This is a genomic window from Myceligenerans crystallogenes (assembly GCF_039529775.1).
Lineage (GTDB): Bacteria > Actinomycetota > Actinomycetes > Actinomycetales > Cellulomonadaceae > Myceligenerans > Myceligenerans crystallogenes.
Map to the genome: position 1 here is coordinate 465,607 of NZ_BAAANL010000003.1, position 26,023 is coordinate 491,629.

Annotated in this window: 18 protein-coding genes; 9 read left to right on the forward strand and 9 right to left on the reverse strand. The window is 69.8% G+C overall.

Translation table 11 applies throughout. The annotated features are described in order from the left end of the window. Positions 1–134: 134 nt before the first annotated feature. The 4 genes from ABD208_RS09655 to ABD208_RS09670 all read left to right on the forward strand — a co-directional run bounded on the left by ABD208_RS09655 (position 135) and on the right by ABD208_RS09670 (position 6,077). Positions 135–680, forward strand: coding sequence for a peptidoglycan-binding domain-containing protein (locus ABD208_RS09655; RefSeq protein WP_344101995.1), 546 nt, complete (start codon positions 135–137; stop codon positions 678–680). A gap of 235 nt (positions 681–915) precedes the next feature. Beyond that, the gene (locus tag ABD208_RS09660) at positions 916–3,057 is read left to right on the forward strand and encodes a glycoside hydrolase domain-containing protein (RefSeq protein ID WP_344101997.1); all 2,142 of its coding nucleotides are present in this window, start codon (positions 916–918) and stop codon (positions 3,055–3,057) included. A 1,735-nt stretch (positions 3,058–4,792) separates the two neighbouring features. Further along, positions 4,793–5,671: an IS1634 family transposase gene (locus tag ABD208_RS09665; RefSeq protein WP_344101999.1), complete on the forward strand. Its 879-nt coding sequence runs from the start codon at positions 4,793–4,795 to the stop codon at positions 5,669–5,671. A gap of 127 nt (positions 5,672–5,798) precedes the next feature. Beyond that, positions 5,799–6,077 (forward strand): hypothetical protein, encoded by a 279-nt coding sequence (locus ABD208_RS09670; protein ID WP_344102001.1) that lies wholly within the window; start codon positions 5,799–5,801, stop codon positions 6,075–6,077. A gap of 48 nt (positions 6,078–6,125) precedes the next feature. Here the strand turns inward: ABD208_RS09670 and ABD208_RS09675 are convergent, their stop codons facing one another. Then, entirely contained in the window at positions 6,126–6,584 is a 459-nt protein-coding gene (locus ABD208_RS09675) for a metallopeptidase family protein (protein WP_344102003.1), read from the reverse strand. A gap of 136 nt (positions 6,585–6,720) precedes the next feature. Here ABD208_RS09675 and ABD208_RS09680 point away from each other — a divergent pair, with 136 nt between their 5' ends. Next, a complete protein-coding gene (locus tag ABD208_RS09680) occupies positions 6,721–8,424 on the forward strand; it encodes a DUF2142 domain-containing protein (protein ID WP_344102005.1) in 1,704 nt (567 codons plus the stop codon). 1,392 nt (positions 8,425–9,816) lie between these two features. On the opposite strand, the gene ABD208_RS09685 is transcribed toward ABD208_RS09680, so the two are convergent. From ABD208_RS09685 to ABD208_RS09700, 4 genes are all read right to left on the reverse strand, one after another. After that, a complete protein-coding gene (locus ABD208_RS09685; protein WP_344102007.1) occupies positions 9,817–11,601 on the reverse strand; it encodes a glycosyltransferase family 39 protein in 1,785 nt (594 codons plus the stop codon). A 124-nt stretch (positions 11,602–11,725) separates the two neighbouring features. Then, positions 11,726–12,919 carry a hypothetical protein gene (locus tag ABD208_RS09690; RefSeq protein ID WP_344102009.1) on the reverse strand — a complete coding sequence of 398 codons (1,194 nt, stop codon included), beginning with the start codon at positions 12,917–12,919 and terminating at the stop codon, positions 11,726–11,728. Positions 12,920–13,020: 101 nt separating this feature from the next. Next, on the reverse strand, positions 13,021–13,509 hold the full coding sequence (locus ABD208_RS09695) for an RNA polymerase sigma factor (protein ID WP_344102011.1): 489 nt from the start codon (positions 13,507–13,509) through the stop codon (positions 13,021–13,023). Positions 13,510–13,588: 79 nt separating this feature from the next. Continuing rightward, positions 13,589–13,966: a DUF3499 domain-containing protein gene (locus tag ABD208_RS09700; RefSeq protein WP_344102013.1), complete on the reverse strand. Its 378-nt coding sequence runs from the start codon at positions 13,964–13,966 to the stop codon at positions 13,589–13,591. A gap of 261 nt (positions 13,967–14,227) precedes the next feature. On the opposite strand from ABD208_RS09700, the gene ABD208_RS09705 reads away from it, so the two are divergent. The 3 genes from ABD208_RS09705 to ABD208_RS09715 are packed head-to-tail and all read left to right on the forward strand — an operon-like array spanning position 14,228 to position 17,600. After that, positions 14,228–15,328: a glycosyltransferase family 2 protein gene (locus ABD208_RS09705; protein WP_344102015.1), complete on the forward strand. Its 1,101-nt coding sequence runs from the start codon at positions 14,228–14,230 to the stop codon at positions 15,326–15,328. Next, on the forward strand, positions 15,325–16,647 hold the full coding sequence (locus tag ABD208_RS09710; protein ID WP_344102017.1) for a glycosyltransferase: 1,323 nt from the start codon (positions 15,325–15,327) through the stop codon (positions 16,645–16,647). Before ABD208_RS09705 ends, ABD208_RS09710 begins: the two co-directional genes overlap by 4 nt. After that, the gene (locus ABD208_RS09715) at positions 16,644–17,600 is read left to right on the forward strand and encodes a lysylphosphatidylglycerol synthase domain-containing protein (RefSeq protein WP_344102019.1); all 957 of its coding nucleotides are present in this window, start codon (positions 16,644–16,646) and stop codon (positions 17,598–17,600) included. Before ABD208_RS09710 ends, ABD208_RS09715 begins: the two co-directional genes overlap by 4 nt. Before the next feature lie 31 nt (positions 17,601–17,631). On the opposite strand, the gene ABD208_RS09720 is transcribed toward ABD208_RS09715, so the two are convergent. The 3 genes from ABD208_RS09720 to ABD208_RS09730 form a co-directional block, all read right to left on the reverse strand. Next, positions 17,632–18,363, reverse strand: coding sequence for a class I SAM-dependent methyltransferase (locus ABD208_RS09720; RefSeq protein ID WP_344102021.1), 732 nt, complete (start codon positions 18,361–18,363; stop codon positions 17,632–17,634). A 55-nt stretch (positions 18,364–18,418) separates the two neighbouring features. Next, the gene (manA, locus tag ABD208_RS09725; protein ID WP_344102023.1) at positions 18,419–19,696 is read right to left on the reverse strand and encodes a mannose-6-phosphate isomerase, class I; all 1,278 of its coding nucleotides are present in this window, start codon (positions 19,694–19,696) and stop codon (positions 18,419–18,421) included. Positions 19,697–19,798: 102 nt separating this feature from the next. Continuing rightward, the gene (locus tag ABD208_RS09730) at positions 19,799–22,126 is read right to left on the reverse strand and encodes an acyltransferase family protein (RefSeq protein ID WP_344102025.1); all 2,328 of its coding nucleotides are present in this window, start codon (positions 22,124–22,126) and stop codon (positions 19,799–19,801) included. Between the two features lie 261 nt (positions 22,127–22,387). On the opposite strand from ABD208_RS09730, the gene ABD208_RS09735 reads away from it, so the two are divergent. After that, on the forward strand, positions 22,388–24,556 hold the full coding sequence (locus ABD208_RS09735; RefSeq protein ID WP_344102027.1) for an acyltransferase family protein: 2,169 nt from the start codon (positions 22,388–22,390) through the stop codon (positions 24,554–24,556). Between the two features lie 63 nt (positions 24,557–24,619). On the opposite strand, the gene ABD208_RS09740 is transcribed toward ABD208_RS09735, so the two are convergent. Beyond that, positions 24,620–25,987, reverse strand: a complete 1,368-nt coding sequence (locus ABD208_RS09740; RefSeq protein ID WP_344102029.1) for a cell wall-binding repeat-containing protein — start codon at positions 25,985–25,987, stop codon at positions 24,620–24,622. Between the last annotated feature and the right edge of the window lie 36 nt (positions 25,988–26,023).

Genomic DNA, 26,023 nt, shown 5'->3' on the forward strand with positions numbered 1-26,023 from the left:
CGTGATGGGCGGCGGATGGCATATGCGTGATCGTTCTGTGAATGCTCGGTTCCTCACTCTTGACACATCCCTACTTTCAGTCCAAGATGTTCGTTGGAAGCGATCCCATCCGAAAATAGGAGTGTGCATCTACCGTGAAGATTTCAGCCCGTAACATGCATAACACCCTCGCTGTACTGCTCACGATGTCCGCGTTGTTCGGATCTGTGGCCCCGGCGAGCGCAAGTGAGGGTCAGGGAAAGATCACCGGTACAGGCGGTGTGACGGATGATTTCAGCGACGAGGCAACACTCTGGTCGGGAAGCAGGTACTGGCACAGCAATGCGTCGGGGCTTGTGCAATATATTCTAAGCCGTGAGTTTATTGGACAGATTTCGATGGACTGTGCGTACGGCGGTGACACGACGTATTGGGTGAAGGAGTACCAGAAGAGACTGGGATTCACGGGCAGCGATGTTGACGGTGTTGTCGGGCCGGCAACCTGGAACCGTATCGATAACCGACTGGTGCTAGGCGACTACTTCAGCGATACTGCCCGATATGTCAGGTATAATGCGATCGGCGGAGCGGACGGCAGGCTCATTCGGCTGATCGAGAGCACTGGTGACTACTACTGGCGCCGGAGCGATCAAGCTCCCCTCATCCAGGCTTCGTATACCGATGTCTCAAGTGATTGCTAGGGCCCCGAGCGACCCGGGGGCACAAGTTTTCCCAAAATAGAACTCGTGCGGATATGCGAGTTCTACTTTGGGGAGCATGGATTGATATGCCAGGATGCCAGTCCTTTGTTGACACCGAGTGTCAAGCACTCCTGTTTTCGTAGCTAGCTTTCAGACGACCAGAGGCGGATCCGTGGACGAGCTTGTTCTTCGAGCGCAGAGATTTGTGAACTCCCAATATTCTTCAATCACGGGGATGACGGTTGAGGAGAATGGCAAAACCGGGTGGGAGACGATCTATGCTTTGACTCGAGCCCTGCAGTTCGAACTGGGAATCACAACCCTCTCAGACAGTTTCGGCCCTGCCACGCTGAGTGCCCTTCAGGCGAAGTATCCGGCGATTAATGCATCGACAACGCGAAGCGGGAATTTTACCCGCATCATTCAGGCCGCGCTCTATTGCAAGGGGTACGATGGCGGCGAGATCGATGGAGTATTCAATGATCGGGTCGCTGCATCGATCATCATGCTCAAGGAACATATGGGTGTGAGCGGCGTTTACCCAGGGAGTGATCTTACTCCGAAAGTGTACAAAGGGCTCTTGAACATGGACCCGTATATCCTCGTGAATTACGGTTCCGCTAAAGGTAGCGAGTCGATTCAGGCGATCCAGCGCTGGCTGAATGGTCGCTACATTATCCGGCGGGACTTCTTCATCATCCCGTGTGACGGACACCACTCGCGAAGCGTAGCGAAGTCGATGCTCTTTGCGATCCAGTACGAGGCTGGTTTGGCGGATGGTGTCGCTAACGGTGTGTTTGGACCGACCACGCAAGATAAGCTCCGAGAGCGCCCGTTGGGACCGGGAAGTTCGGGAGTCTGGGTTTCTCTGTTCAGCGCAGCGTTGATACTCAACAAGCGGGGCTCGGCGTTCACGTCGAACTTTGGTACAGCACTGTCAACGGCGACGGCGGATTTCCAAAGTTTCTCCGCTCTCCCAGTGACTGGTACAGCCAATTTCGCCACGTGGGCGTCGTTGCTGGTTTCTTACGGCGACCAGAGTAGGCGCGGCGCGGCCGCCGACTGCGTTACGACTGTTACAGCTGCCAGAGCCCAGACATTGTACTCCGCGGGTTACCGGCACGTTGGCCGCTACCTTCGCAACGTTCCAGGTAGTACGCTCGACAAGGCCATCAAGCCGGGCGAGTTGGCGGCAATCGGAAGCAGCGGGCTCGGATGTTTCCCCATCTACCAGACCTATGGTCGTGGGGCATCGTACTTCGACCGCAATCGCGGGGTGAGTGATGCGTTCGACGCGATGGAATGGGCGCGGCGTCACGGCTTTATGCCGAATACTCGAATCTACTTTGCTGTGGATTACGATGCCCTTGACGGTGAGGTGACATCGAACGTACTGCCGTACTTCCAGGGTGTATACGAGACTGTGTCTGAGGCCTCGGGGTACAAGGTCGGCATCTATGGAGCTCGGAACGTTTGTCAGCGTGTCTCTGACGCTGGATATGCGGACCGAAGTTTCGTCTGTGACATGTCAAGCGGGTTCTCGGGAAACCTTGGCTACCCTTTGCCGACGAACTGGGCATTCGATCAGATTTCGACGATCACCGTCGGGAGTGGTGACGGACTTATTGAGATCGATAACAACGTTGCTTCTGGTCGCGATTCCGGTCAGGTAGTGTTCAACGAACCGGACTATGTCGAAAATCTCGACGACGAGTTTGACGTATCGCTGCATGATGCTGCGCTCGCGGACGTGCGGGCGTACCTCGAGAGCGTCGGGGTCCCGGAGACGGGCGGCGAAGGATGGACGGCTGATAAGGACTGGGCGACACTTGGTGGAAACTCCAGCACCAGATCATTTGAGATGGTTGCTATCGGTCTAGATTGGCTTTTCACCGGGTTGGCTCGGGAATTGCGAATTCGGAAGGCGCTAATCCAGGCACCGGTGCTATGGGAGATGCGCAAATGGAACCCTGCGGACCTCGCTGCAGATGAGGCAGTCAAGGCTGGCCTGGACGATGATTGCAGCACCGGCATAGGCCAAATATTTGCTCGAGTGGCCATTGAGGCGCGTAACTACTGCGTAACTCGGGGAATCATTAGTGGGTCAGTGTTAGATCCGGCTGCTGATCTTAAGGCGGTCTGGGATAAGCTGTACGGTGACATTCACTACAATGTGAAGTCCGTCGCGTATCTGACACTCTTGAATGCATACCAGATCGGCCTTCCGCGACCAACCGTTAACACCGGATTCGCTGACGTTCAGAAGATAATCGCCCGCTACAACGGCACAAATGAGGCCGCAGCGCAGTATGGCCGCGATGTTGGTGGTCTTTATGAGGTCCTCGAGCGCTATCATCGTGCTGTTCGCGAAGCATAAGGTGCTTCGCCGTTGCTCCGGCCCAAAATTGGAGGAATCTAAGATGACTGTTTCGAGGCGAACTGTTATCGCGGGCACTGCGCTGGTAAGCATCGCTGCTCTGTGTTCAGACCTGGTCACACCGCCGGCACTTGCCACATCAGGGGGGCCGCGCGCCGTGCCTGAAGGTATTCCGGTGTCAGAGAACGGCTGGGCCATTGTGGAAAGCACGGGATATGGTATGGCCGTGTGGAATTCTTCTGTAGTTGGTACTGTTTTGTCCTATGATGTGCGTCTGGGTGTCGTCGAATCGGTCCTGACTCATCTCATTCAGAGGTACCACTACGAAGTCGCACCTCTGCATGAGGGTGACCTCATGGGCTGGAAGGCCCCCCGGTCAAATGTCGGCGCAGGACCACATTCCAACTTGTCTTCAGGGACTGCGGTACAGATTCGTCCCGGTCACTTTCCGACTGGCACTGGTGGAGGGCTTTTCCCCGCAGAGCTCGCATCGTTGCGACGGATTCTCGATGAATTGGATGGTCTGGTTGCGTGGGGTGGAGACGAGAAGGAACCAGACGAATCATTGTTCTGGATCTCGGCTAACCCCTCGAACGGGCAGCTGCAAAACCTTGAGTCCGAGATTCGCTCTGGATTCGACAAGCCGGGATTCGGCGCGGGGAGCCGTATTGCGCTACGCTGGGTCGTCCGATAGCGTGCAGTGGAATCAGCGCTGCTAGAATTCTCACATGAGACCTGTTAGTCGATCACTAACGTCTGGGCGGATTCTTCGCGCTACTCTAGTGCTCCCGGATGCATTGTTGACGGCCGTATTCGCCAATTTGTTCTCGTGGATGTGGACTGATGAGCAGATGGGCGGGAGTTCGTATTCTTACGCGGATTCGGCGGGCTTGTGGCTTCACGGTGCGACGGCGGGGGTTGTGCCGATTTTGATTGGATTGGGTCTCTGCGTGCCGATACTCTATCGGTCGGGAATTTCGTGGCCGGCCCCGTCTTTGCTCGTCGCATCCTGTGGTGCAATTGGTGCGGTGCTGGGCGCAACAGAGCGATTTCCAGAGGGTGCGTCGAACATTCTCTGCATTGCCCTGTTCGGCCTGGCAATGCTAGCGGCTGTCGGGTTCGCGAAGGACGTCTGGGTGGGATCGCGATAGAATGCTTTTTCGTTCTGAATCGCACATATTGTTCCCGCGATTGCCGCCCTGATTTGCAATACCCGGCCTGGTTGTGTTTGCAGTATCCAATGTCGGCAACGTCAAGGCTTCTGAGCCGCAAACCATGACCCAAGTTGGCTCATGGTTCGCGGCTGGGGCGGCTCGCTGGCCTGGGGTGTTGCGGGATTCTGGTGGTGGATGTGCGCACAAACGGGATGGTGTAGGGCCGGGTTGACGGCTCCGTACATTCGGACTGTGATGACAGCTTTGGTGCGACTGCGGTGCAGGTTGTTTATGGCAAAAGTGGCGGGAAGGTGGAGCTGACTATACCGGGTCGGCGCATGACGGTGAGGGACTCGCGCTGTTGCGGGCCGCGGCCGCGCAGCGGATGGCGGCCGGGCAGGACGAACTCGATCTCGGCCTGGACCTGCACGACGCGGCGGTGGCGCGGTCGCCGCGCAGGTCGCGGCAGGTGCGGTCGGCGAGCGTGCCGATCATGTCCTCGCGGACCGCGGTCCTGGCCGACGCGCTGGACGCGGCCTTCGACGCACTCGGGCCTGGACGAAGCCACCGGCCAGAAAGAGGTGTTCCGGCAGCTGGTCCTGGCCCGGATCATCGAACCCACCTCGAAACAGGACGGCCTGCGCGTGCTGGCCGAGGCCGGCCTGGAAGCTGTCTCGTATCCCACGCTCAAGCGTCACCTGAAGACGTTCACGCCTGCGGCGTTTCCTGACCAGCTCACCCACGCCCTGGCTTTGCGCGCCTCGCTCGGGCCCTCCTCGCTGGTTCTGTTCGACGTCAGTACCCTCTACTTCGAGACGGATCAGGCTGATGACCTGCGCAGACCAGGCCGCAGCAAGAAGCGGCGGCTGGACCCGCAGATCACCGTCGAGCTGCTGACTGACGATGCCGGGCGTCCGCTGCTGGGTCGAGGCGTTCGAGGGCAACGCGGCCGAGAAACTCACCATGCTGCCGGTGATCAACGAGTTTCGGGCCGCTTACCCGTCAAGAACGTCATCGTCGTCGCGGGCGCCGGGATGGTGTCCGAGGACAACATGAAACTCCTGGACGCGGCCGGGCTCGGGTTCATCCTCGGGGCGTGGATGCCCGAGATCCCGTACTGCACCGCCAGCTGGAAGAAGTACAACCCTGGCAAGGAGTACGAGCACGGGCAGTTTTTCGCCCGGCCCTGGCCCGCCAGCCCAATCGGCCAGCGCAAGGACTACTGGTACTGCTACCGGCACTCCGCCGACCGGGCCCACCGGACCCTGCGCGGCATCGACGAACAGATCGCTAAGGCGGAGAAGGCCGTTGCGGGCGAAATCCCAGTCAAACGCAACCGGTTCGTCAAGCTGTCCGGCGCCGCGAAGTCACTGAACCCGGCCGCTCATCGAGAAGACACGCGCCCTGGCTGGCATCAGGGCCTATGTCACGAACTTGCCATCCGGCCAGGCCTGCCCTGAGTTCGTGATCACCGCGTACCACCGCCTGTTCCAGATCGAGAAGGCGTTCCGGATGTCCATGCGCGACCTCGCAGCCCGGCCCATCTAGGCCCGACGCGAGGACTCCATCCGCGCCCACCTCAACATCATGATCGCCGCCCTGGCCGTCGGCCGCTGGATCGAGGACACCACCAGTTGGTCCTTGCGCCGCTTCGTCACCACCGCACGCCAGCACCGCACGATCACCCTCAACATCGACGGCAACGACTTCATCGCCGAAAACCCGCTCCCCGACGACCCCGCCAAGCCATCGAAGGCATCGAGGACCACACACACAAACGGCGCCCGTCAAGAAGAATCAACCATTACGATCGGCCCAATCCTGCAAGATAGAGCTCTGGATGCGGGAGGGCGCGACCAAACATGAGCCAACTCGGGCCGCAAACTTGAGCCAGTTCGGGGCATCGGTGATCGTTCAGCGTTCGCCGAAGCGGGGGTCGATCTCCTCCGGCTCGCGGGCCAGCATGTGGGCGACCTGCTCGACGACGACGTCGCGGATCAGGTCGGCCAGGTCGTCCTCGTCGGTGGCGCGGGTCTCGACCGGGCGGCGGTAGACGACGATCCGCGCGGGCCGGCGTCCCTCGGCCGGGAAGTAGCGGCCCAGCGGCACGCGGCCGTCCTCCCAGGGCGCCGGGTCCGACGGCGGCACGTCCTCGACCGCGAACTGCGCGCCGCCCAGCGGCTCGGACCACTTCTTGTCGAGCGACCGCGCGACGTCGAGCACGAGGTCGTCGAACTGCTCCGCACGCGTGCGGTGCGCGGGGGAACCGGGCGGGAAGAGCGGCCCGCGCAGGCCCCGGCCACGCCGATCCCGCCGCCGGGCGCGAGCCCGGCCCTGCTCCGACGTCGTCGGTGAGGAGAACTCCGAGGCCACAGCACGACAATACGCCGCCCGCGGCGTCCCCCCGGACCACCGACGCGCGGGCCCGTGACCCAACCGAGACCCTCCCTGCGCAGGTCGCTACCGTTTTGTTGTCCCGGGCGTCACACTCGTGGCATACCCTGAGGAAGTGCGCGACGACAGGTATCGCCTCGCTCTTGTTCTCATCACGCTCCTCGTGGCGGCGTCGTCCGCCTGCTGGGCGCTGCTGACGCCGGCGTTCCGGGCACCGGACGAGGCGAAGCACCTCAACAGCACGCTTCGCCTGGCCCACGGCGGCGGCTGGCCGGAGCCGGGGGATGCCCTGGTGAGTCCCGGGGTCGACCAGGCGTGGGACGAGGCGGCCGTGGACTACGACGCCCCCGGACGCTGGTGGGACCGCCCCGAGTGGGGTCAGTACGTCGCGGTCGTGCCGCCCGCGGACAGCGGGCGCACCGTGATCGGGCCGGGCAACGGGCTGATCGCTCCCGTCCCGCCGGGCGTCGACACGAGCGCGTGGGAGGCCGCCGAGGTCGACCAGATGACGCAGCACCCGCCCCTGTACTACGCGGTCGCCGCGAACTGGATGCACCTGACCGGGACCGCGGTGGCCCGCTGGGACCAGCAGATCCTCGCGCTGCGCCTGCTGGACGCGCTGCTGTTGCTGCCCGTCCCGGCGCTGGCCGCGGGCGCCGCGCGGCTCGCGACCGGTTCCCGGTCGATCGGGCTGGTCGCGGCGTCGTTCCCGCTGTTCGTACCGCAGCTCGGGCACATCATGGGCAGCATCACCAACGACTCGCTCGTGGTGCTCACCGGGGCCGCGGCGGCCTATCTCTGCGCCCGGGTGGTCACCGGTGACCTGCGCTGGGTGACCGCGGTCGCCCTCGGCGTCGTCGTCGGCCTCGGGTTGTTCACGAAGGTGATGGCGGCGTTCACCGTGCCGGTCGTCGTCCTCGCCTATCTCCTGGCCCGGCCGCAGGGATCGATTGGGATGTCCGCGTCGGCGCGGTGGCGGTGGCGGCGGCTGGGACAGGCGGCGTGCGTGCTGGGGCTGGCGTTCGCCGTCGGCGGCTGGTGGTGGCTGCGGAACCTGATCGAGTACGGCGCGGTGCAGCCGGTCGGGATGCCCGAGCGGTTCGAACCGGTCGAGGACCGGAGCCTGTGGCGCTTCGCGGGGGCGGTGCTGCAGTCGCTGACGTGGACCTTCTTCGGGAACTTCGGGTTCTACGAGGTGCGGCTGCCCAAGTTCGCCTTCTGGACGGCCGCGGCCGTGGTGGCGGTGCTGTGCCTCGTCGCGTTCTTCCGGCGTGGCAGCCGGCCCGCGCTCCTCGTGCTCGTGATGCAGCCCGCGCTGCTCTGGTGCGCGGTGGTGGCCAACGCCTGGGCCACGTACAACGAGACGGGATGGGTGGTCGCGGTGCAGGGCCGCTACATGTTCGGCGGCATCGTCGGGTTCGCGGCCGGCGTCGCGGCGGGGGTGTGGTTCCTGGTGACATGGCTCGCGCGGGACCGCCGCAGCGACGACTTCCGCCTGGAGGCCACGGCCTCGGCGTGGGTGCTGCCGGCCGTCGTGGCGGCCGGGGCCACGGCCGCGGGGTCGGCGCTGCTCATGGGCCTGGGCGGGTTCTACCGGGGCCCCGGCGAACCGCTCGGCGTGGCGCTGGAGCGCTGGGCCGGGTGGAGCCCGCTCACGGGGGCTCAGCTGGCGGTGGTGCTGCTGGGGCTCGCGGGGCTCGCCGTCGCGACCGTCGTCGCCTGCATCCGGTACGCGCGGAGCGTCGCCGCGACCGCTACCGCCGCTCCCGCGACGGCCAGGACGCCCGCCCCGGCGGCGAGGATCACCGGCTCGGAGTAGCGCCCGGGCGCCGACGGCGTCGTCAGCTCGACGACGAGCCATGCGACGAGGTCCGCCGTCGCGACGGCGGACCACACCGGCACGAGGATCCGCGGCCGCCAGGCCAGGCCGGCCGCCACGCCGAGGAAGACGGGCAGTGCCACGGGCAGCAGGTATCGCGGGTACACCCCGCCGCCGCTCGCCCCGTACACGACCTGCACGCCGACGGCGACGCCGGTCGCGACCCACGGCAGCAGCGCCACGAGCCTGTCGTCGAGGCCGGTCGCTCCGTGGGCTGCCGGGGCAGTGGTGGCGGCTCGGGCCGGATCGCTGCCCCGGCGGGCGGCGGCCGCGCGCGACCTGGCACGGAGCCGGGTCACGGCGGCGATCGCGAGGGGAACCCAGAGCAGCAGCAACGCCGTGACCACCAGCGTCGTGACGGAGTACACCGTGCGCGGGGGCAGGCGGCCGGCCCACCAGAACAGGTCCGGCATCCGGGCCCAGGTGACGGGGTCCGCCAGTACCTGCCACACCGGCCGCACGACCCGGTTCTGGTGCTCCAGCGCCCACTCGAAGTGCGAGCCCTGGATGTTCCCGGTGCGGGCCAGGTTCCGGGCGTAGAACCACCCGGCGGCCGCCAGCGCCGTCGTCGGCCCACCGACCGCGAGCCAGACGACGGGCGCCCAGCGGCCGCGGCCCTGCGCCGCGCGCACCGCCCCGGCAGCCACGGCGAACGCCGCGACGACGACGGCGATCAGCGCCGTCGACAGGCGCGTGAGCGCGCATCCCGCCGCCAGGGCGCACAGGACGACGACGAGGCGGGCGTCCAGCCCGCGCCGGATCGCGGTCGCGCTGACACCGAACATGGTGGTCACGAGCAGCGTCGCGAGCAGGTCGTTGTACGCGGAGCCGCCCGCGTGGGCGACGGCGGCCGCGAGACCCGCCACGAGGGACACCAGGCCGGGGAGCGGGCTGCCCGGCCGGCAGATCCGGCCCGCGCTCCACCAGGCGGCCAGTACGAGCAGGCCCGCCAGCAGGGTGTTCACCGCGCGTGCGGCGTAGACGGCGGCGACGGGGTGCCCGGAGTCGGCCAAGGGGCCTGCCAGCGGCGCGACGAGGAGGTAGTACAGCGGCGGGTGCTGGGCCGTCCACTGCACGGGAGCGGCCCAGGCCCCGCCGGGGCGGAGCTCCAGGCCCTCCTCGAAGACCGGCAGCTCACCGTGCCAGACCTGCACCGCGTAGTCGACGTGGGGCAGCTCGTCGCCGGTCGCGTACGGCGGGTCCGCGAGCAGCACGGTCAGCGACAGCAGCAGGGCGGCGAGAGCCGCAGTCCCGGCGGCGACGGCCTCGCTGCGCAGGGGGTCCGCCGCGTACCGTGCGATGTTGCGGATCACGCGGCAAGGATACGGGGGTTCACCTGGCGGGCTCCGGATCGGCGCCGAGCGGGTCGTGGGGTGCGGTGGCGTCCCGCGGTCCCGCGGGGGCGCCGGTGCCGGCCTCGGGGGCGGCGTCAGGGCCGACGCCGGCGGCAGGGCCGACGCCGTTGTCAGGGCCGACGCCGTCGGTGGTGCGCGCCGCGCGGACGACCTGCCAGGTGACACCCGCCGCCGTCGCGATCCCCGCGGCGATCACGGCGAGCAGTATCCACGGGTTCCACGGGTACCAGTACGCCATGGCCGCCGCGGCCCGGAACACCGCGTCCGGACCGTCCGCGCCGCGCGGCATCCAGTACAGGTTCCAGGTGTCGTACTGGAACGTCACGTGCAGCACGAGCGCGAGCCCCAGCACCACGGCAGGAACGCGGCGCCGCCAGACCGCGGGCAGCGCGGCCGTTCCCGCGATCGCGACGAGGGCCACCCCGGCGAACCCGGTGTAGAGGTAGCGTCCCTGCTGCGCCGCGTGGTCGTTGGCGAACGCGGCGAACTGCTCCCACGATCCCTTGGCCACGATCGCCCCGAGCAGCGGGGCGCCCGCCAGCAGGACGACGGCGGTCGCCCGCGGGATGGTCCGGCGCACCAGCGCGAACACGATCGCCGTGAGGATCCCGAGGAACACCACCCAGGCCGCGATCACGGACGGGTCGAGCTGCCGGGCCGAGGCGTGGTCCTGCACGAAGAACGTCGTCACGAAGCGTTCGAGCATGCGGCTCAGCCAGCGCCAGCCGCCGTCGGACCAGCCGTAGACGGGCGTGAGGTCCGGCATGGTGGTGTGCGTGCCGTGCGGCTGGATCGCCCCGTACAGCACGAGGTTCCGGACCCACCACAGGGCGCCGGGTACGCAGGCGGCCGCGGCGACGAGCAGCGAGCCGGCCGCCGCCTTCCACCGGGGGCGGGAGCGGAGGGCAGCGACGCCGTAGGCCAGCAGGATCAGCGCGGGGAACATCAGGGCGAAGCCCTTGGTCAGCATGCCCGCGGTGGTCACGAGACCGACCAGGAGCGCCGTGCGTCGCGTCAGGTCACCCGTCATCACCCGCACGAGCAGGTAGGTGAGCGCCGCGCCGAGCGACACCAGCAGGTTGTCGTTGTTGACGGCGGTGAGCAGGTGAGACATCTCCGGGACGGCGAGCGGTGCGAGCGCGGCCGCCACCGGCAGCGGCTCGGGCAGCCGCAGCCGCCGCGCCGAGGCCCAGAGCAGGATCGGCAGGGGCGCCGCGAGCAGGACGTTCAGCCAGCGCAGCCAGAGCCACACCTGGTCCATGGGCGCCGCGGTCCAGTCCGGCACGAGGCGCAGCAGACCCGCGCCGAGCACGTAGTAGAGCGGCGGGTGCTGGACGAGCTGGTTGAGGACGGGTTCCTGGAGGCCGTCGTCGTCGCGGTCGTCGTGCAGGGTCTCGAACGCGCCCGCCTCGTCGAAGGACGCGCGCTCGCCGCGGGGCGGTACGTGACCGGCGGAGCCGGGGGCGTCCTCGACGCGGTCGGTGAGGTGCTGCGGGCCGGGGAGCCGGTCCTCGAACAGGAAGTGCCCGGCGTCGGTGCCCACGGACACGAACGAGGTGCCCGGGTCCGGCCACGGCCACGCCCGGCCCTGCTCGACCTGCACCACCAGATCGACGTGCCGCAGCTCGTCGGGCGAGCGGACGTTGGGGAACACCGCGGTCTGCACGAGACCGGCCGCGACGAACAGCCCGGTGATCAGCCAGATGACGACGGGTACCGAGCGCCGGACGGTGGGGCCGAGCCGAGGCGGGTTGCTGGTCACGTCGCAAGCGTAATCGGTGGGCGGTGAAGGCAGTCCGGACGAAGCGTGCCTGCACGAGCGTCGACGGACAGAGCCACTCGACTGACCCTGTCCGTCAACGCTTGCTTCCCGACCGTTCGCAGGATCAGTCGTAGTTCCACTCGTCGAGGCGGAGACGCGGGTCGTCGATGTCGACGGGTTCCAGGTCACGCGCGATCTGTTTCATCGTTGCCAGGTCCGCGTCGGAGTCCGAGATGCCGTACATGACGCCGTCGTCGATCCACGTGAAGCTCGCGGCGGCCGATGCGGCGGCCGGACGGTAGACGGCCGTCGTCCCGTCGAAGTCCACCAGACCCAGGTCGCCAAAGGCCCTGCTCTCCAGCGGAGCCACCGCCGGCCACACCACTTCCACGTAGGGCCACCCGGACGCCAGGCGCCCGTCTCGCACGGTGCCCTGCCAGAGGTACCAGTGGTACTGCTTCGTACCCGGCTCGATCTCGGGGAACGTGACCCGCTCGTACGCCTCGGGCACGGAGTGAGGGGATACGCCGTCGGATCCAAGCTGCAGTTCATCGAGCTGTGCCAGAGCCTCGTCCGCGGTCGTGCCGTCGAATCGGGCACGCCAGTTCTCGCCGTCCTCGGTCCACTCGACGACGTGGAAGCCGGCCGCCGAGGAGGCCAGCCGACCGTTCGTGTCCCGGACCTCGACGGGACGCGAGTCGTCGCCGGTCTCTTCGCTTCCGGGCTGGCCGTAGTACAGCGTGATCCCTCGGTCGACGGTGATCGCACGGCGGCCTTCCCGATCCACGAACCTGTCGTCGTAAGGACCGTCCGGGCAATCGAGCTCGACGACCCCGAAACTGGGAGGTGCGGTGATCGGCACGTCGGGTCGGGTGACCGGGTGCTCCAGCAGTTCGTCCCACTCGTCACGCGGTACGGGCGTGACAAATGACGGGGAGAAGTACTGCCCGCACTCCGGCTCAGGGGATCCATCGCTGTCGCGCTGCTCGTCGCCTCGCGCGCTGTCGTCGTGATCGTCCCATGGGGTTGCCGTGCCCGGCTGCGCGGGGAGGTCATCGCCGGAGCGGTCCGCGCCGATGACCGCCGCGGCCGCGCCCGTCCCGATGAGCAGCAGGCCGACCACGCCGAACGCGACAGCGTGCCGCACACCCCAGCTTCGGCTGCGAACCAGGGCGGGGCTGGCGATGTCGACCGAGTGCGTGGCGTGCGCTCCGGACCGACCACGTTCGAAAGCCGCGCGGGCCGTCTCCAACCCGGTCGGGTCGGGCGATCCGGTCGGCGCAAGTCCGTTCAGGATCTCGTGGGTCTCGCGGTTCATCATGCCCTCCTCGCTGCTGTCGCCTCGCACACGGGACCACCCTTGACGGTGCCCGCCTCGCGGATGATCGTGTAGCCGCCGGCCAGCACGGTGAGCTGGCGTCATGCGCGGGACAGCCGCATCTTGAACGCGGCCTTGGTGCAGCCCGCCACGCGGGCGGCGTCGTCCGGGGCGAGTCCGTCCCAGCCGGTCAGCAGGAGCGCCTCGCGCTCCTTCGGCGCGAGCCGGCTCAGCGCGGTCAGCAGCGCGTCGCGCTGCGAGACGACCTCGTCGGCGCCGTCCGTGCGCGCCACCCGAGCCAGGCCGGCCAGCGCTGCCTCGGCCGAGCGGCGTCGTCCGGCGGCACGCTGCTGGTTGCGCAGGATGTTCCGGGCCACGACCAGGAGCCATGCCAACGGATCGGCGGGTACGTCGTCGAGGCGGCGGATGGCCACGAGGTACGTCTCGGCCACCACCTCCTGCGCGTCGTGCGGATCGGCGTGCCGCATCGCGTAGGCCTGGACGCGCCAGGCGTGGTCGCGCCACAAGGTGGTGACGCGATCGTCGTCCGGTGGCGGGTCGCCGCCGGGCAGCCCTCGTAGTTTGTTCACACCAGGTAATGTCCGCTCGATCGCCGGGGTAACAGCGGCTCGAGAAGTCGATGGAGCGTGGACCGCCGGCGCGGGCTGCCTAGTCCTCCGCGCGCAGGACGCGGAGGTGGCCCCGGCGGGCCGTTTCCGTGACGCCCGGTTCCTGGGTGGGCGCGGATGCCGCCGGGTCCGGGGCCTTGCGGCCGCGGCCCGCCTCGCGGACGGCGTCGGCCAGGGCGGAGAGGTCGTCCGGGGACGGGGCCGGTTCCGCGGGGAACTCGTTCACCAGGCGCACCACCTCCCAGCCGCGCGGTGCGGTCAGGCCCTCGGCGTGCTCGGAGCAGAGATCGTAGCTGTGGGGCTCGGCGAGATGGGCGAGCGGGCCCAGCACCGCCGTCGAGTCCGCGTACACATAGGTAAGTGTCGCGACCGCGGCCTGCGTGCAGGCCGACCTCGAACACTGTCTCACCGATCTCACGGCCCGAACTGTACGCCCCGTGACCGGCAGGGACGCCCGAACACGCCGAATCTCGTCGAGCGCCGTTCACCCGGGCGTGTTCCGCACGGCAGCGGGCGGGCAGGCGGAGCCGAAACCCGATCCTGACCGGGAGCTGTCCGGAGTTTTCCGTGAGTTCTGCCAGCAGGCGATGTGGAGGTCTCGGGCAAAGCGTCGTCTGTCAGCGGGCCTCCGTATCATGGGAACGTCCCCTGGCCCTGGTTCGAGGCGGAGTTCCTCCCCATGAAGGTGTTCGTGCAGATTCCCTGCCTCAACGAGGCGGAGACGCTCCCGCTCGTCCTGGCGACGATCCCTCGCGAGATCCCCGGGGTCGACGAGGTCGAGATCCTCGTGATCGACGACGGCTCGACCGACGGCACCGCGGAGATCGCGCGCCGGCTCGGGGTGCGCCACATCGTCCGCCACACGCGCACGATGGGCCTGGCCCGTTCGTTCCGCGACGGCGTCGACTACGCGCTGCGCCACGGGGCCGACGTCGTCGTCAACACCGACGGCGACAACCAGTACCCGTCCGAGCGCATCGGCGACCTGGTCGCGCCGGTCGCCGCCGGCGAGGCGGACATCGCCATCGGCGACCGCCAGACCGCCACCATCGAGCACTTCTCGCCGTTGAAGAAGGTGCTGCAGAAGGTCGGCAGCGAGGTGGTCAACTTTGCCGCGGAGACCGACCTGCCCGACGCCGCCTCCGGCTTCCGCGCCTACTCGCGCGCCTCGCTGATGCGCCTGAACGTGGTCACGCAGTTCAGCTACTGCATGGAGACCATCATCCAGGCGGGCAACAAGCGGATGCGGATCGCCAGCGTGCCGATCACGACCAACCCCAAGACCCGCGAGTCCCGCCTGTTCAAGAGCATGGGGCAGCACATCCGCAAGTCCGCGCAGGCGATCCTCAAGTCGTACGTCATGTACAAGCCGCACGTGGTGTTCGTGACGCTCGGGCTGGTCTTCGGTGTCGGCGCGCTGGTGCCGTTCGTGCGGTACCTGATCCTCAAGCTCCTCGGGGACACCGGGGCGCACGTCCAGTCGCTGATCCTGGGGTCGTCGCTGCTGGTGGGGGCGCTGCTGTCGTTCGCGCTGCTGGTGATCGCGGACCTGCAGAAGACGAACCGCTCGCTGATGGAGGAGACGCTGGAGCGTCTCAAGGAGGTCCAGTACGCGGGCACCCCGGGCACGACGACGCCGGGCGCGACGACGCCGGACGCGGCCACGGCTCCGGCGGGCGAGGGCGGCTCGCGTGCCGAGGACCCGCTCGAGGTGAGCGCCCGCGACCTCTTCGACGACGCGACGGGCGACCGCGCGGAGGAACCGGCGGGCGTCTCGTGATCCTGACGTTCGGCACGTACGACGCCGGACGCCACCCCCGTGTCGCCATCCTCGCCGACGGCCTGCGGGCCCACGGGGCCGACGTCGCCGAGCTCAACCGGCCGCTCGGCTTCTCCACGGCCGAGCGCGTGCGGATGCTGCAGCAGCCCTGGCGGCTGCCGCTGCTCGTGGTGCGGCTGCTGGCCTGCTGGGCGGGGCTGACGGCGGGGGCGGCGCGGTTCCGGCGTGCGCACGGACGGCCCGCGGCGGTGCTGGTGGGATACCTGGGGCACTTCGACGTGGTGCTGGCGCGGGTGCTGTTCCCGCGCTCGGTGGTCGTGCTGGACCACCTGATCTTCGCGGGGGACACGGCGTCGGACCGCGGGGCCGCCGGGCTACGCGTCCGGCTCCTGAACGGCCTGGACCGCCTGGCGATCGCCTGCGCGGACGTGGTCGTCACGGACACGGACGAGCACCGCGAGATGCTGCCCGCCGCCGCGCGGCGCAAGGGCGTGACGGCCTTGGTGGGCGCGCCGGCGACCTGGTTCGAGGTGAATTCGGCCGACCCTGCCCACACACCGCCGTCGCCCACGAGGTTCGGTGGGCGACCACGAGCTTTGCGGGCATCGCCCGAGTGGGGTCAACGGAAACCTCGTGCCGACCAACCGAACCTCGTGGTCGACGGGGCGGCGGCGGGTGGAGGCCCGGGGTCAGTGGGCGCGGGTCGGCTGTCAGTGGTGTTCTTCGGGTTGTACACGCCTCTGCAGGGTGCGCCTGTGATCGCCGAGGGGATCCGGGCCGCGATCGGACAGGGCGCGCGGTTCGACGTGACGATGATCGGATCCGGGCAGGAACTGGATACCACCCGCGAGATCCTCGGCGACATGCCTGGCGTCACCTGGCACGACTGGGTCGAGCCCGGGGACTTGCCCGCGATCGTCGGCGCCCACGACGTCTGCCTCGGCATCTTCAGTGACACGCCCAAGGGGTTGCGGGTCGTGCCGAACAAGGTCTACCAAGGGCTTGCCGCGGGCTGCGTCGTCGTCACCTCGGACACGCCGCCGCAGCGGCGTGCCGTCGGTGACGTCACGGAACTCGTGCCGCCTGCCGACGCCGACGCGCTGGCCAAGAAGCTCACCGAACTCACCGACCCGGACCGGCTGGCCGAAGCCCGGGCCCGCGCGGCATCCGGCCGCGACCGCATCCGGCCTGGCGCCGTCGTCGAACCACTTGCCGACGTTCTCGACACGCGTTGCCCGGCAGCATTGCGCGGTCGGAGCGCGAACGGATCAGGTGGCAACGGGATCGCTTCCGGCCGTGGTCAGGGCGGCGCCGCGTGAAGCGCCTCCTCGCTCGCGTGCTCGGCGCGCTGCGGTCTCCCGTGGTCAAGTGGGCCTTCCTGGTGATCGCGCTCGGGCTGGCGGCCTGGTACGTCGCCGGCTCGCGGGCCGAGCTCGCCCAGGCGGCGGCGCAGCTGTCGGCCTGGACCGTGACGGTCGTCGTCGTCCTCGGGTTCGTCTACATCTGGTGCACGATGCTCGCGTGGCGGGCCGTGCTGACCGATCTCGGGTCGCATCTGGCGCTGCGTGACGCCCTGAGCGTGTTCGGGCTGAGCCAGCTCGGCAAGTACATCCCCGGCGGGGTGTGGAACGTGGTCGCGGCCGCCGAGATCGGCGCCGACCATGCCGTCCCGCGCCATCGCTCGGTCGCCTCGATGGGGGTCGCGCTGCTGGTCTCGGTGGTGTCGGGCGCGGCGGTGGGCGCGGTCGCCCTGCCGTTCGTCTCGGCGGGGGCGCTCGGTCCCTGGGGCCGGCTGGTCTGGGCGGCGCCCGTGATCGCCGTCGTGCTCCTGCCTCCCGTGCTGAACCGGCTGATCGGCCTCGCGCTGCGGCTGGGCCGCCGCGAGCCGCTCGCGCAGCCCCTGACCTGGGGCGGCCTGGCCCGCGCCACGGCGTGGTCCGTGGTGGGCTGGCTCGTCGCGGGCACGCAGATCTGGGCGCTGACGACGGGCCTGGGCATGGAACCGTCGGGCTACACGTTCGCGCTGGCCGTGGGTGGCTGGGCGCTGGCCTGGACGGTCGGTTTCCTGGCCGTGGTGGTCCCGGCGGGCGTCGGCGTCCGCGAGGTGGTCCTGGCCGGCGTCCTCGCCGGAAGCCTCCCGGGCGCGGCCGCCCCGCTCGCCGTCCTGGTCGCCCGGGTCGTCTTCACGGTGGTCGACGCCGTCTTCGCGGGCGTGGGCCTGCTCCTGGCCAGGCGCCGGACCGCCGCAGCGCTGGCGCGGCAGGCGAGCTGAGGTCGTCGGACCCGCGGCCGGCATCCGCCCGTCAGGCAGGCACCCGCCCCCAGGCGACCAGGCCCGTGCCGGTGCGCGGGAAGGCGCGCTGGATCTGCTGGAACGGCCAGGTGCCGACCATCACGACCGGGCCCACCAGGTCCGACGGCTGGAACAGCCGCCCCGACTTCGCCGTCCGGTCCTCGACCGTGTCCTCGCGGATGCCCGCCTTGCGCCGCGCGATCTGGTTGCGCACCGCCTCCAGGGCGTACCCGAGCGGCATCCCGTACAGCTGCGTGCGCACGTCGGTGACGCCGGCGTCGTGCAGCACCGTCGTCAGCTCGTCGGGGGAGTAGCGCCGGAAGTGGCCCACGGCCTCGTCCATCGGCCCGAACCGCGACTGCCACGCCGGCACCGAGAACAGCACCTTGCCGCCCGGCTGCACGCGCGACAGCCAGGACTTCAGCGCGCCCGTGTCGTCCTCGATGTGCTCCAGCACCTCGAACGCGCACAGCAGGTCGAACTGCTCGTCGTCGGCCAGGTCCTCGACCGGTCCGTGGATCAGCCGCCCGGACAGCCCGGCCTGTGACATCCGCTCGCGCGCGACCCCGACGCTCGCCTCGTCGAGCTCCACCCCCGTGTAGACGTGCCGTTCCGCGAGCCGCACGCCCACGGCGCCCTGGCCGCAGCCCACCTCCAGCACGCGGGATCGTTCGGCGGGAAGCAACCGGCGCACCAGGTCCCAGCGCAGGCGGGCCATCGGCGTGAGCGGCGGGTGGGGCATCATCTCTCCAGCGGTCGGGTGATCTGGACGCAGGGTATCGGACGTGGCCGAACGGTCAGGGGGTCCAGGCGCAGACCACGTGACCTGCGCCGCTGATCGTGAGGGCCCCGGCGGCGTCGGGCACGAACACCGAGTCGCCGCGCCCGAGCGTCGTCGTCGTACCGCTGCCGCACGACAGCGTGGTCTCGCCGTCGAGGCACAGCACGATCCGCGGCCCCTCGTCCGGCAGCGCCACGTCCTCGCCGGGGTCGACGTCGGCCAGCGTGAGCGCGAACTCCGGCACCGGCGCGCGGTACGTGGCCACCTGCCCGCGCCCGCCCGCCGTCGCCACCTCCGGCAGCACCGGCGGCCGCGCCGCGAACGACGCGCACTCCATCAGCGCCTCGGCGTCCACGAGCTTCGTGGTGAGCCCCGCGCGCAGCACGTTGTCCGACGACGCCATGATCTCCGCGCCGACGCCGTGCAGGTACGCGTGCAGCTCGCCGGCGGGGGTGAACAGCGCCTCGCCCGGCTCCAGCGTGAACCTGTTCATCAGCAGCGACGCGATGGCGCCGGGGTCCCCGGGGTGCTGCTCCGCCAGGTCGACGACGGTGCGGTCGGCCCGCTCGAACGGCGAGCCGCCCGCCAGGCGCTCCCGCACGGAGTCCACGGTCTTCTCGATGTCCGCCCGGCAGCCGGTGTCGGCCCGCGCCGCGATGAGCACCTCGAACGCGGCGCGCATCCCGGCCGCCGACCGGTCGGCGCGCAGCGCGCCCACCACGCCGTCGACCAGCTTGCCCTGCAGCCCGTCCAGCAGCCCCAGCGCGGCGCGCGTCCCGCGCAGCCCGGCGAGGCCCTCGAACTGCGTGAGCGCGACGAGCATCTCCGGCTTGTGCTGGTCGTCGTGGAAGGACCGCTTGGGGGAACCGGCCGGGAGCCCGAGCCGGTTCTCGCGGTTGTACCCCTCGCGGGCGGTGTGCGGCTTGGGGTGGACCTGCAGCGACAGCGCTCGCCGCGCGGCGAGCACCTTGAGCAGGTACGGCAGGCGCGGCCCGTACTCGTCCGCGACGCGCTTGCCCAGCATGGCGTCGGGCGCGGACCGGATCAGGGCGTCGAGCGTGGCGGGGGTCCCGGAGCCGGGTGCGGCGGCCTGCAGGGCGGCCGCATCAGGGCCGACGACGGCGCCCGCCGGGCTCGTGCGCGACGGAGCGCTCGGGTGGGCGCCGAGCCACAGCTCCGCGTTCGGCGTCCCGTCGGGCTCGGCGCCGAGCAGCCGCGGGATGGCGTCGAAGGCGCCCCAGTCGTACGTCTGGACCGTGTTCCTCAGACGGAACGGAGCGTCGATGGCATGCACCCGGGCGAGTTTATCGGGCGCGTCACACGCACGGGTGCCGGGAGCAGCCGTACCTGTGATGGTCGGGCGAAGGTGCCGTGAGCGTGCCCTCGCCGCGCTGCCTCACCCGGTGGCGGGCCGGGCCGCGGAGACGAAGCCTTCCGGTGGGGGCGAGGGCGAGGGCGAGACGCTCGGGGCCGGCTCGGGTGATCCCTTCGGGCCGGGCTGGGCCGGGCCCGGGCCGGCGGGGCCGGGCTTCCTCGGGTGCTGCGGGGTGAGCGGCCGGGCCTTCGCGGCGTCGTCGAACATCCAGGCGGCGCGCGCCTGGAGCTGGCGTTCGAGCATCGGGGCGAGTTCTCGCGCGTAGGTCGAGGTGAGGTGGCCGCGGTCGCGGTACACCATGATGTTGCCGACGACGAGCGGGCAGACGTCCGCCGTGCACAGCCAGTCCGACATGTCGATCGAGGCCGCCGGGACGCCGCCCTTCAGCTTCGCCACGGGGTTGACGGGCGCCAGGACGCTGCCGCGCGTCTTCTCGTTGCAGGCCCTGGCGGACGAGCCGTACTCCGCGATGCACTCCAGGGGGTCGTCGCGGTACCGCGGGTTGTCGCGGATGCCGATCGTGCGCACCCCGGCGGCCTGCAGCTTCTTCCACGCCGCGAGCTGGCCGGGGACGACCCGCTCGTACATCCCGCGCGGGGAGGTGCGCGTGCTGTTGACGACGACGGCGTCGGGCCGCATGCCGATGACCTTCTGCACGGCGGCGCGGGACCAGACGGCGCAGTCGCTCACGTCGGCGGGGTCACGGACCTCGATCCGGCAGGCGCCCTTGCCGATCGTGATCAGGCGCCAGTCGTGCACCTTCGCGATGCGTTCCAGCGCGGGCTCCCACTGGTACTCGTGCGACGCGCCGAGGATCACCACGGTCCGGGCGGGGTCCTCGGGCTCCACCACCGGGCAGACGGTCACCTTCTCGTAGCCGTCGCCGTCGCCGGACTCCTGGGTGCACCGCTCGGCCAGCGAGCGGGGCATGTCCGCCAGGGCGAGGTCGACGCCGGGGATCGGGGCCGACCCGCGGGTGGTGGGCAGCGTGGCGCCCCGGCCCAGGACGAACGGACCCGGGTACCCCGGACGAGGCTTCCACGCGAGCTGGCTCTGGTCGGCCGCGAGGGCGTCGCGGCGGGCCGCGGCCTCCTCCAGGGCGGCCAGCTGCGCCTGCTGCTCGGCCTCCTCCTGGACCACGTACCACGTCACCGGGACGGCGACCAGGGCGGCGGCGACGCCGAGCCCCGCGAAGGCCAGCGACGGGAAGCGGGCCTTGCCGACCGCCTTGCGCAACGGCGTCGCGACCGCGAGGTTCGTCAGCCAGGCGAGCAGCACCGAGGCGGCCAGGATGCCCGCGGCCTGCAGCGGGGTCACCGTCGCCTGTCCCGTGTACACGAGCAGGAACACGAGGATCGGCCAGTGCCAGAGGTACAGCTCGTAGGAGATGTCGGCCAGGAAGCGCAGCGGCGGCAGGCCCAGGAACCCGCGGGGCCCCCAACCCGCCCGGGTGCCCGCGCCGATCAGCACGAGCAGCGCGCCGCCCACCGGCCACAGCGCCTGGACACCGGGGAAGAGCGCGGCGCCGTCGAACAGGAATCCCGACGACGCCACGAGGCCGAGCCCGAGCCACGCGACCAGCGCCCGCAGCCAGTGCGGGACCGGGAGGGCCGGGACCAGCAGCGCGAAGAGCGCGCCCAGGCCGATCTCCCAGAACCGCGACAGGGAGTGGAAGTAGGCGACGGGCTGGCTCACGCCGACCAGCCACATCGCGTACGCGAACGACGCCGCCGTGGTGAGCACGAGGAAGACGGCCAGCGGCCAGGTGCCGGACCGGCCGCGCCGGATCGCGCCGCGCGCCATGCCCACCAGCGCCCCCACCACCAGCGGCCAGACCAGGAGGAACTGCCCCTGGACCGCCAGCGACCAGAAGTGCTGCAGCGGGCTGGCCATCGGGCCCGCGGCCCCGTACTGGAGCTGCGAGTTGATCAGCTCCCAGTTCTCGTAGTAGAGCGCGGAGGCGGCGATCTCGCGGCCGACCTCGGTGAGCCGGCCCGCCGGCATCAGCCACCAGGCCGCGGCCGCGACGGCGATCAGCACGATCAGGCCCGACGGGACGAGCCGGCCGGCGGTACGCGCCCAGTTCTCCGTGATCCGCAGCCGCCCCTCCGCGGCGCGCCGGGCGAGAGAACGGGTCACGACGAACCCGGACACGACGAGGAACACGTCGACGCCGCCCGACACCCGGCCGGCGCCGAACAGGTGGAACACCACCACGAGGACGAGGGCCAGGCCGCGCAGGCCGTGGATCTCCGGGATCTGGCCGCCGGCCCGGGAGGCGGTCCCGGCCGACCGGCCGTGCCTCGGCGCGATCGTCGCGGAAGTGGCATCCTGCAGGAGGGAAGTCACGAAATCACACCTTAAGACCTGGAAACACCTAACTGTCAGCCATCAAGTGCGCCAGACCTGGGGCGAGGCTTCACGACGAGCTGGGGCGAGGTCATCGTAATCGCCCGACGCGAATCCGAGGTGAAGGTGACGTGCGAGGTCAGCGTGCGCGCCGCCGTGGCATGCGCCGCCCGCCCGCGGAACCCCGGTAGTCTCTGGTCCCGCGTGCCCCGTGAACCCGCCGAACCCGGCGGTGCGAAGAACATTCAGGAAAGCGAGTCCATGTCCGGAGCAGCCGTCGCCAGCGTCCCTCGGAGCACCACCGCCCCGCCGGAGCCGTCACCACGGCCCGCGGCCGGTTTCCGGACCGACATCCAGGGACTCCGGGCGGTCGCCGTGCTCGCGGTGATCGCCGATCACGTGCTGCACTGGCCGCGGGGCGGGTTCGTCGGCGTGGACGTGTTCTTCGTCATCTCCGGCTACCTCATCACCGGGCTCCTGCTCCGGGAGCACGAGCGCACCGGCCGGGTCTCCTTCCGCGGCTTCTACGTGCGGCGCGTGAAGCGCATCGTCCCCGTGGCGCTCGTGGTGCTGCTGGCGACCGTCGCGGCCTCGTACGCGTTGCTGGGGCGGGACGCGTTCCGCGCCGTCGTGCTGGACACGGTCGCGAGCGCGCTGTTCGTCGGGAACTGGCGGTTCGCCGTCGTCGGGACGGACTACTTCCAGCAGGACATCCCGCCCTCCCCGCTGCAGCACTTCTGGTCGCTCGCGGTCGAGGAGCAGTACTACATGGTCTGGCCCTGGCTGCTGCTCGGGCTGCTGCTGTTCGGCACGAGGTTCCTCGGGTGGCGCCGCGAGCACGCACGGACCGTCGCGGGCTGCGCCGTCGCCGTGATCACCGTCGCCTCGCTGGCCTGGGCCCTGAAGGAGACCGCGGAGGCGCCGACCTGGGCGTACTTCTCCACGTTCTCCCGGACCTGGGAGCTGGGGATCGGCGCCCTCGTCGCGGTCCTCGCGCCCTGGCTGCGGATCCCGGGGATCTGGGGCCGCACGCTCCTGGCCTGGGCGGGCCTGGCCGGCATCGTGGTCTCGTGCCTCACGGTCTCCGCCGACAACGCGTTCCCCGCGCCCTGGGGCCTCCTCCCGGTGCTCTCGGCGGTGGCCGTGATCGCCGCGGGCGAGGGCGGCCCGACGTACGACCCGGTGCTCCGCAACCGCGTGAGCCAGTACCTGGGCCGGATCTCGTACAGCCTGTACCTCTGGCACTGGCCGATCGCCGTCCTGCTCGTGACGCTCCTGCCGGAGCGCGGCGGCTGGTACCTCGCGATCGCGCTCACCCTGACCCTGGCGCTCTCCGCGCTGTCCTACCGGTTCGTCGAGGAACCCGCCCGGCACGCGAACTGGTTCCGCCGGGAACGGCGGGTCGCCACCGCGCCCGCGAGGTTCGGGGGAGGCGTCCCGGCGGGCTGGTACCGGCTCGCGGTGTTCGTCGTGGTCCTGGCGCTCGCGGGCCAGGGCGCCCGCGTCGCGGTGGACTCGATGGCGCCGGAGCAGGCGACCGCGGCGCCGGTCGTGACCGCCGGTCAGGCTGTGCAGGACCCGGCGAACTGCTTCGGCGCCGCGGCCATGGACCCGGCGCACGACTGCCCCGAGCTCAACACCGGCAACTCGATCCTGCCCCTGCCCGCGGACGCCCACGCCGACACCGGCGGGTCGTTCGGCTGCTACGCGGCGCCGGGCGGGACGTTCACGCCGTGCAGCTACGGCAGCGACAAGAAGGACACGGTCCTGCGGGTGGCCGTCACGGGGGACAGCCACGCCGCCTCCGTGCTGCCGATGCTCAAGCCGCAGCTCAAGAGCCTCGGCTGGCGCCTGACCATGCTGGTCGGCCGCGGGTGCCGGCTGGCGCCCTCGGAGCACGCCAGCTGCGCCCCGCACCGGGCGGTCTTCAACGAGCGGCTCACCTCGGGCGAGTTCGACGTCGTCGTCGTCCAGTCCCGGCGGGGTACGGGGACCTCCGTCGAGGACTACCGCACGATGATGCGCAAGATCGTCGCGGCGGGCACCGTCGTCGTCGCCCTCGCCGACAACCCGACGCCCGACGAACCCCACATGGCCTGCCTGACCAGCGTGACCTTCTCGGTCTCGGACGGCTGCGCGACGACGCGGCCGGCGGCCCTGGCCGAGGCCGACGGCCCGGCCGAGGCGGCCGCGGGTCTCGACCGCGGCGCCGCCGTCGTCGACCTGAACGAGTTCTACTGCGACGCGGCGTCCTGCCCCGGCGTGATCGGCAACGTCCAGGTCTACCGCGACACGGCGGGGCACCTCACGGGCACCTGGTCGGCGACGATCGGGCCGTACGTGGCGACCGGGATCCAGGAGGCCTACGCCGAGCAGCGCGGTTCGGTCCGCGCGGCGGGCAAGGCAGGCGACGTGCCGCAGGCGCGCTGAGCCGTGCCCGCCGGCGTCCGGCCGCCCGCTCCCGCGGGGAGGCGGCCGGACGCCGTGCCCGGATCAGTCCAGGTACCGCTTCAAGTCCTCGGCCACGGACCAGGAGATCGCGTCGGTGTCCCCGACGATCCGGATGGTGCCCACCTCGGCCTCCTCGAGGAGCCTCTTCGAGGCCTCGGGGATGGACCACTTCGTGACGAGGACCAGTGGCACATGAGCCTTGCGGGCGGCGGTGGTGGCGGCGATGGCGTCCGGGATGCTGCTCCCGCTGGCGACGTAGATCTCTTCCTTCGGGCCGCGGTTCGTGTAGGCGGCCAGATAGGCAGCGACCTTGTAGTCACCACCGCTCCACCGGCAGACTCCGTTGTACCCCTGCGAGATGATCTCGTGCAGCTGGAGGAAGGCGTGGTCCGACACATCCTGCAGCCCGCCGACGACGCATCCGCCCGGGGGATCGAGCCGCCGGACCTCGGTGAGAACGGCGCCGGGCACGTAGTCCCGCTTCGTCAGGAGGAGCGGGTTCGGCTCACCGTAATTGATCTCCGACGCCGCGACGGCGAGCAGGTGGACGCCGTTCCCGGCGTTGGCGACCTGCACGGATACGCCCGGGTCGTCGGCGAGCGATCCGTACGTCGCCTTGGAGACCAGCGCGGATGTCTCGTACATGTTCGCGCCGCCGATCCTCGTGACCGGGGCGAGCTCGGCGAGCTTCCTGGCGACGGACGAGGAGACGACGCTCGTCCGGCCGATCAGGTAGATCCTTGACGGCGCGAGCCGTTCGATCTCGGTCGCGACGGTCGTCGACACCGAATCCTTGCCGACCAGCAGGACCGGGCGGCCCTTGTACCCAGCTGCAGCGGCAGCGGCCGTGGCTTCCCGGGCGTTCGCACTGGTGGCCACGTACAGCGAAGGCACGCCATCGGGGAAGGCCCGCCGGGACACGGCGACGGCCGTGAGATGAGGTTCGGTGCCGGCGAGCCGCTCGATCCTTCCGAGCCTGGTGCACGCCGTCTTCCAGCTGCCCACGTTTCCTGCGTGGTCGGTGGCGCGGGCACGCCAGCACAGCTTCGTCTGAGCGGCGGGCATCGGCTTCGTGATGGTGCCCTCCGAGTCGTAGATCGTCCCGACCGAGGTCCAGGTGGTCGTGCCGTCCGACACAGTGCCACGTTCGACGGCGATCGACCTGACTCCGCTCGGACTGCCTTCCCCAGGCCCGGACAAGTCCGTGGCGTCGCTGCTCACCGAAACCGTGCCGGCGTCGGATGTGCTGACAGAGACCGAGGTGACCGGGGCGACCGAGTCCAGGTAGTCGGATTCCTCGGTTGCGTTCGCCGTGCCCGAGGCAGGGACGGCGACGAGCCCGATGATTGCTGCCAGGGCCAGCGGGCGGGTGATTCTGCTGGTTCTGTGCAGGCTGGGACGTCGAGACATGCGTGTCCTCTGGGGAGATGGGGGATATCGGGCCCG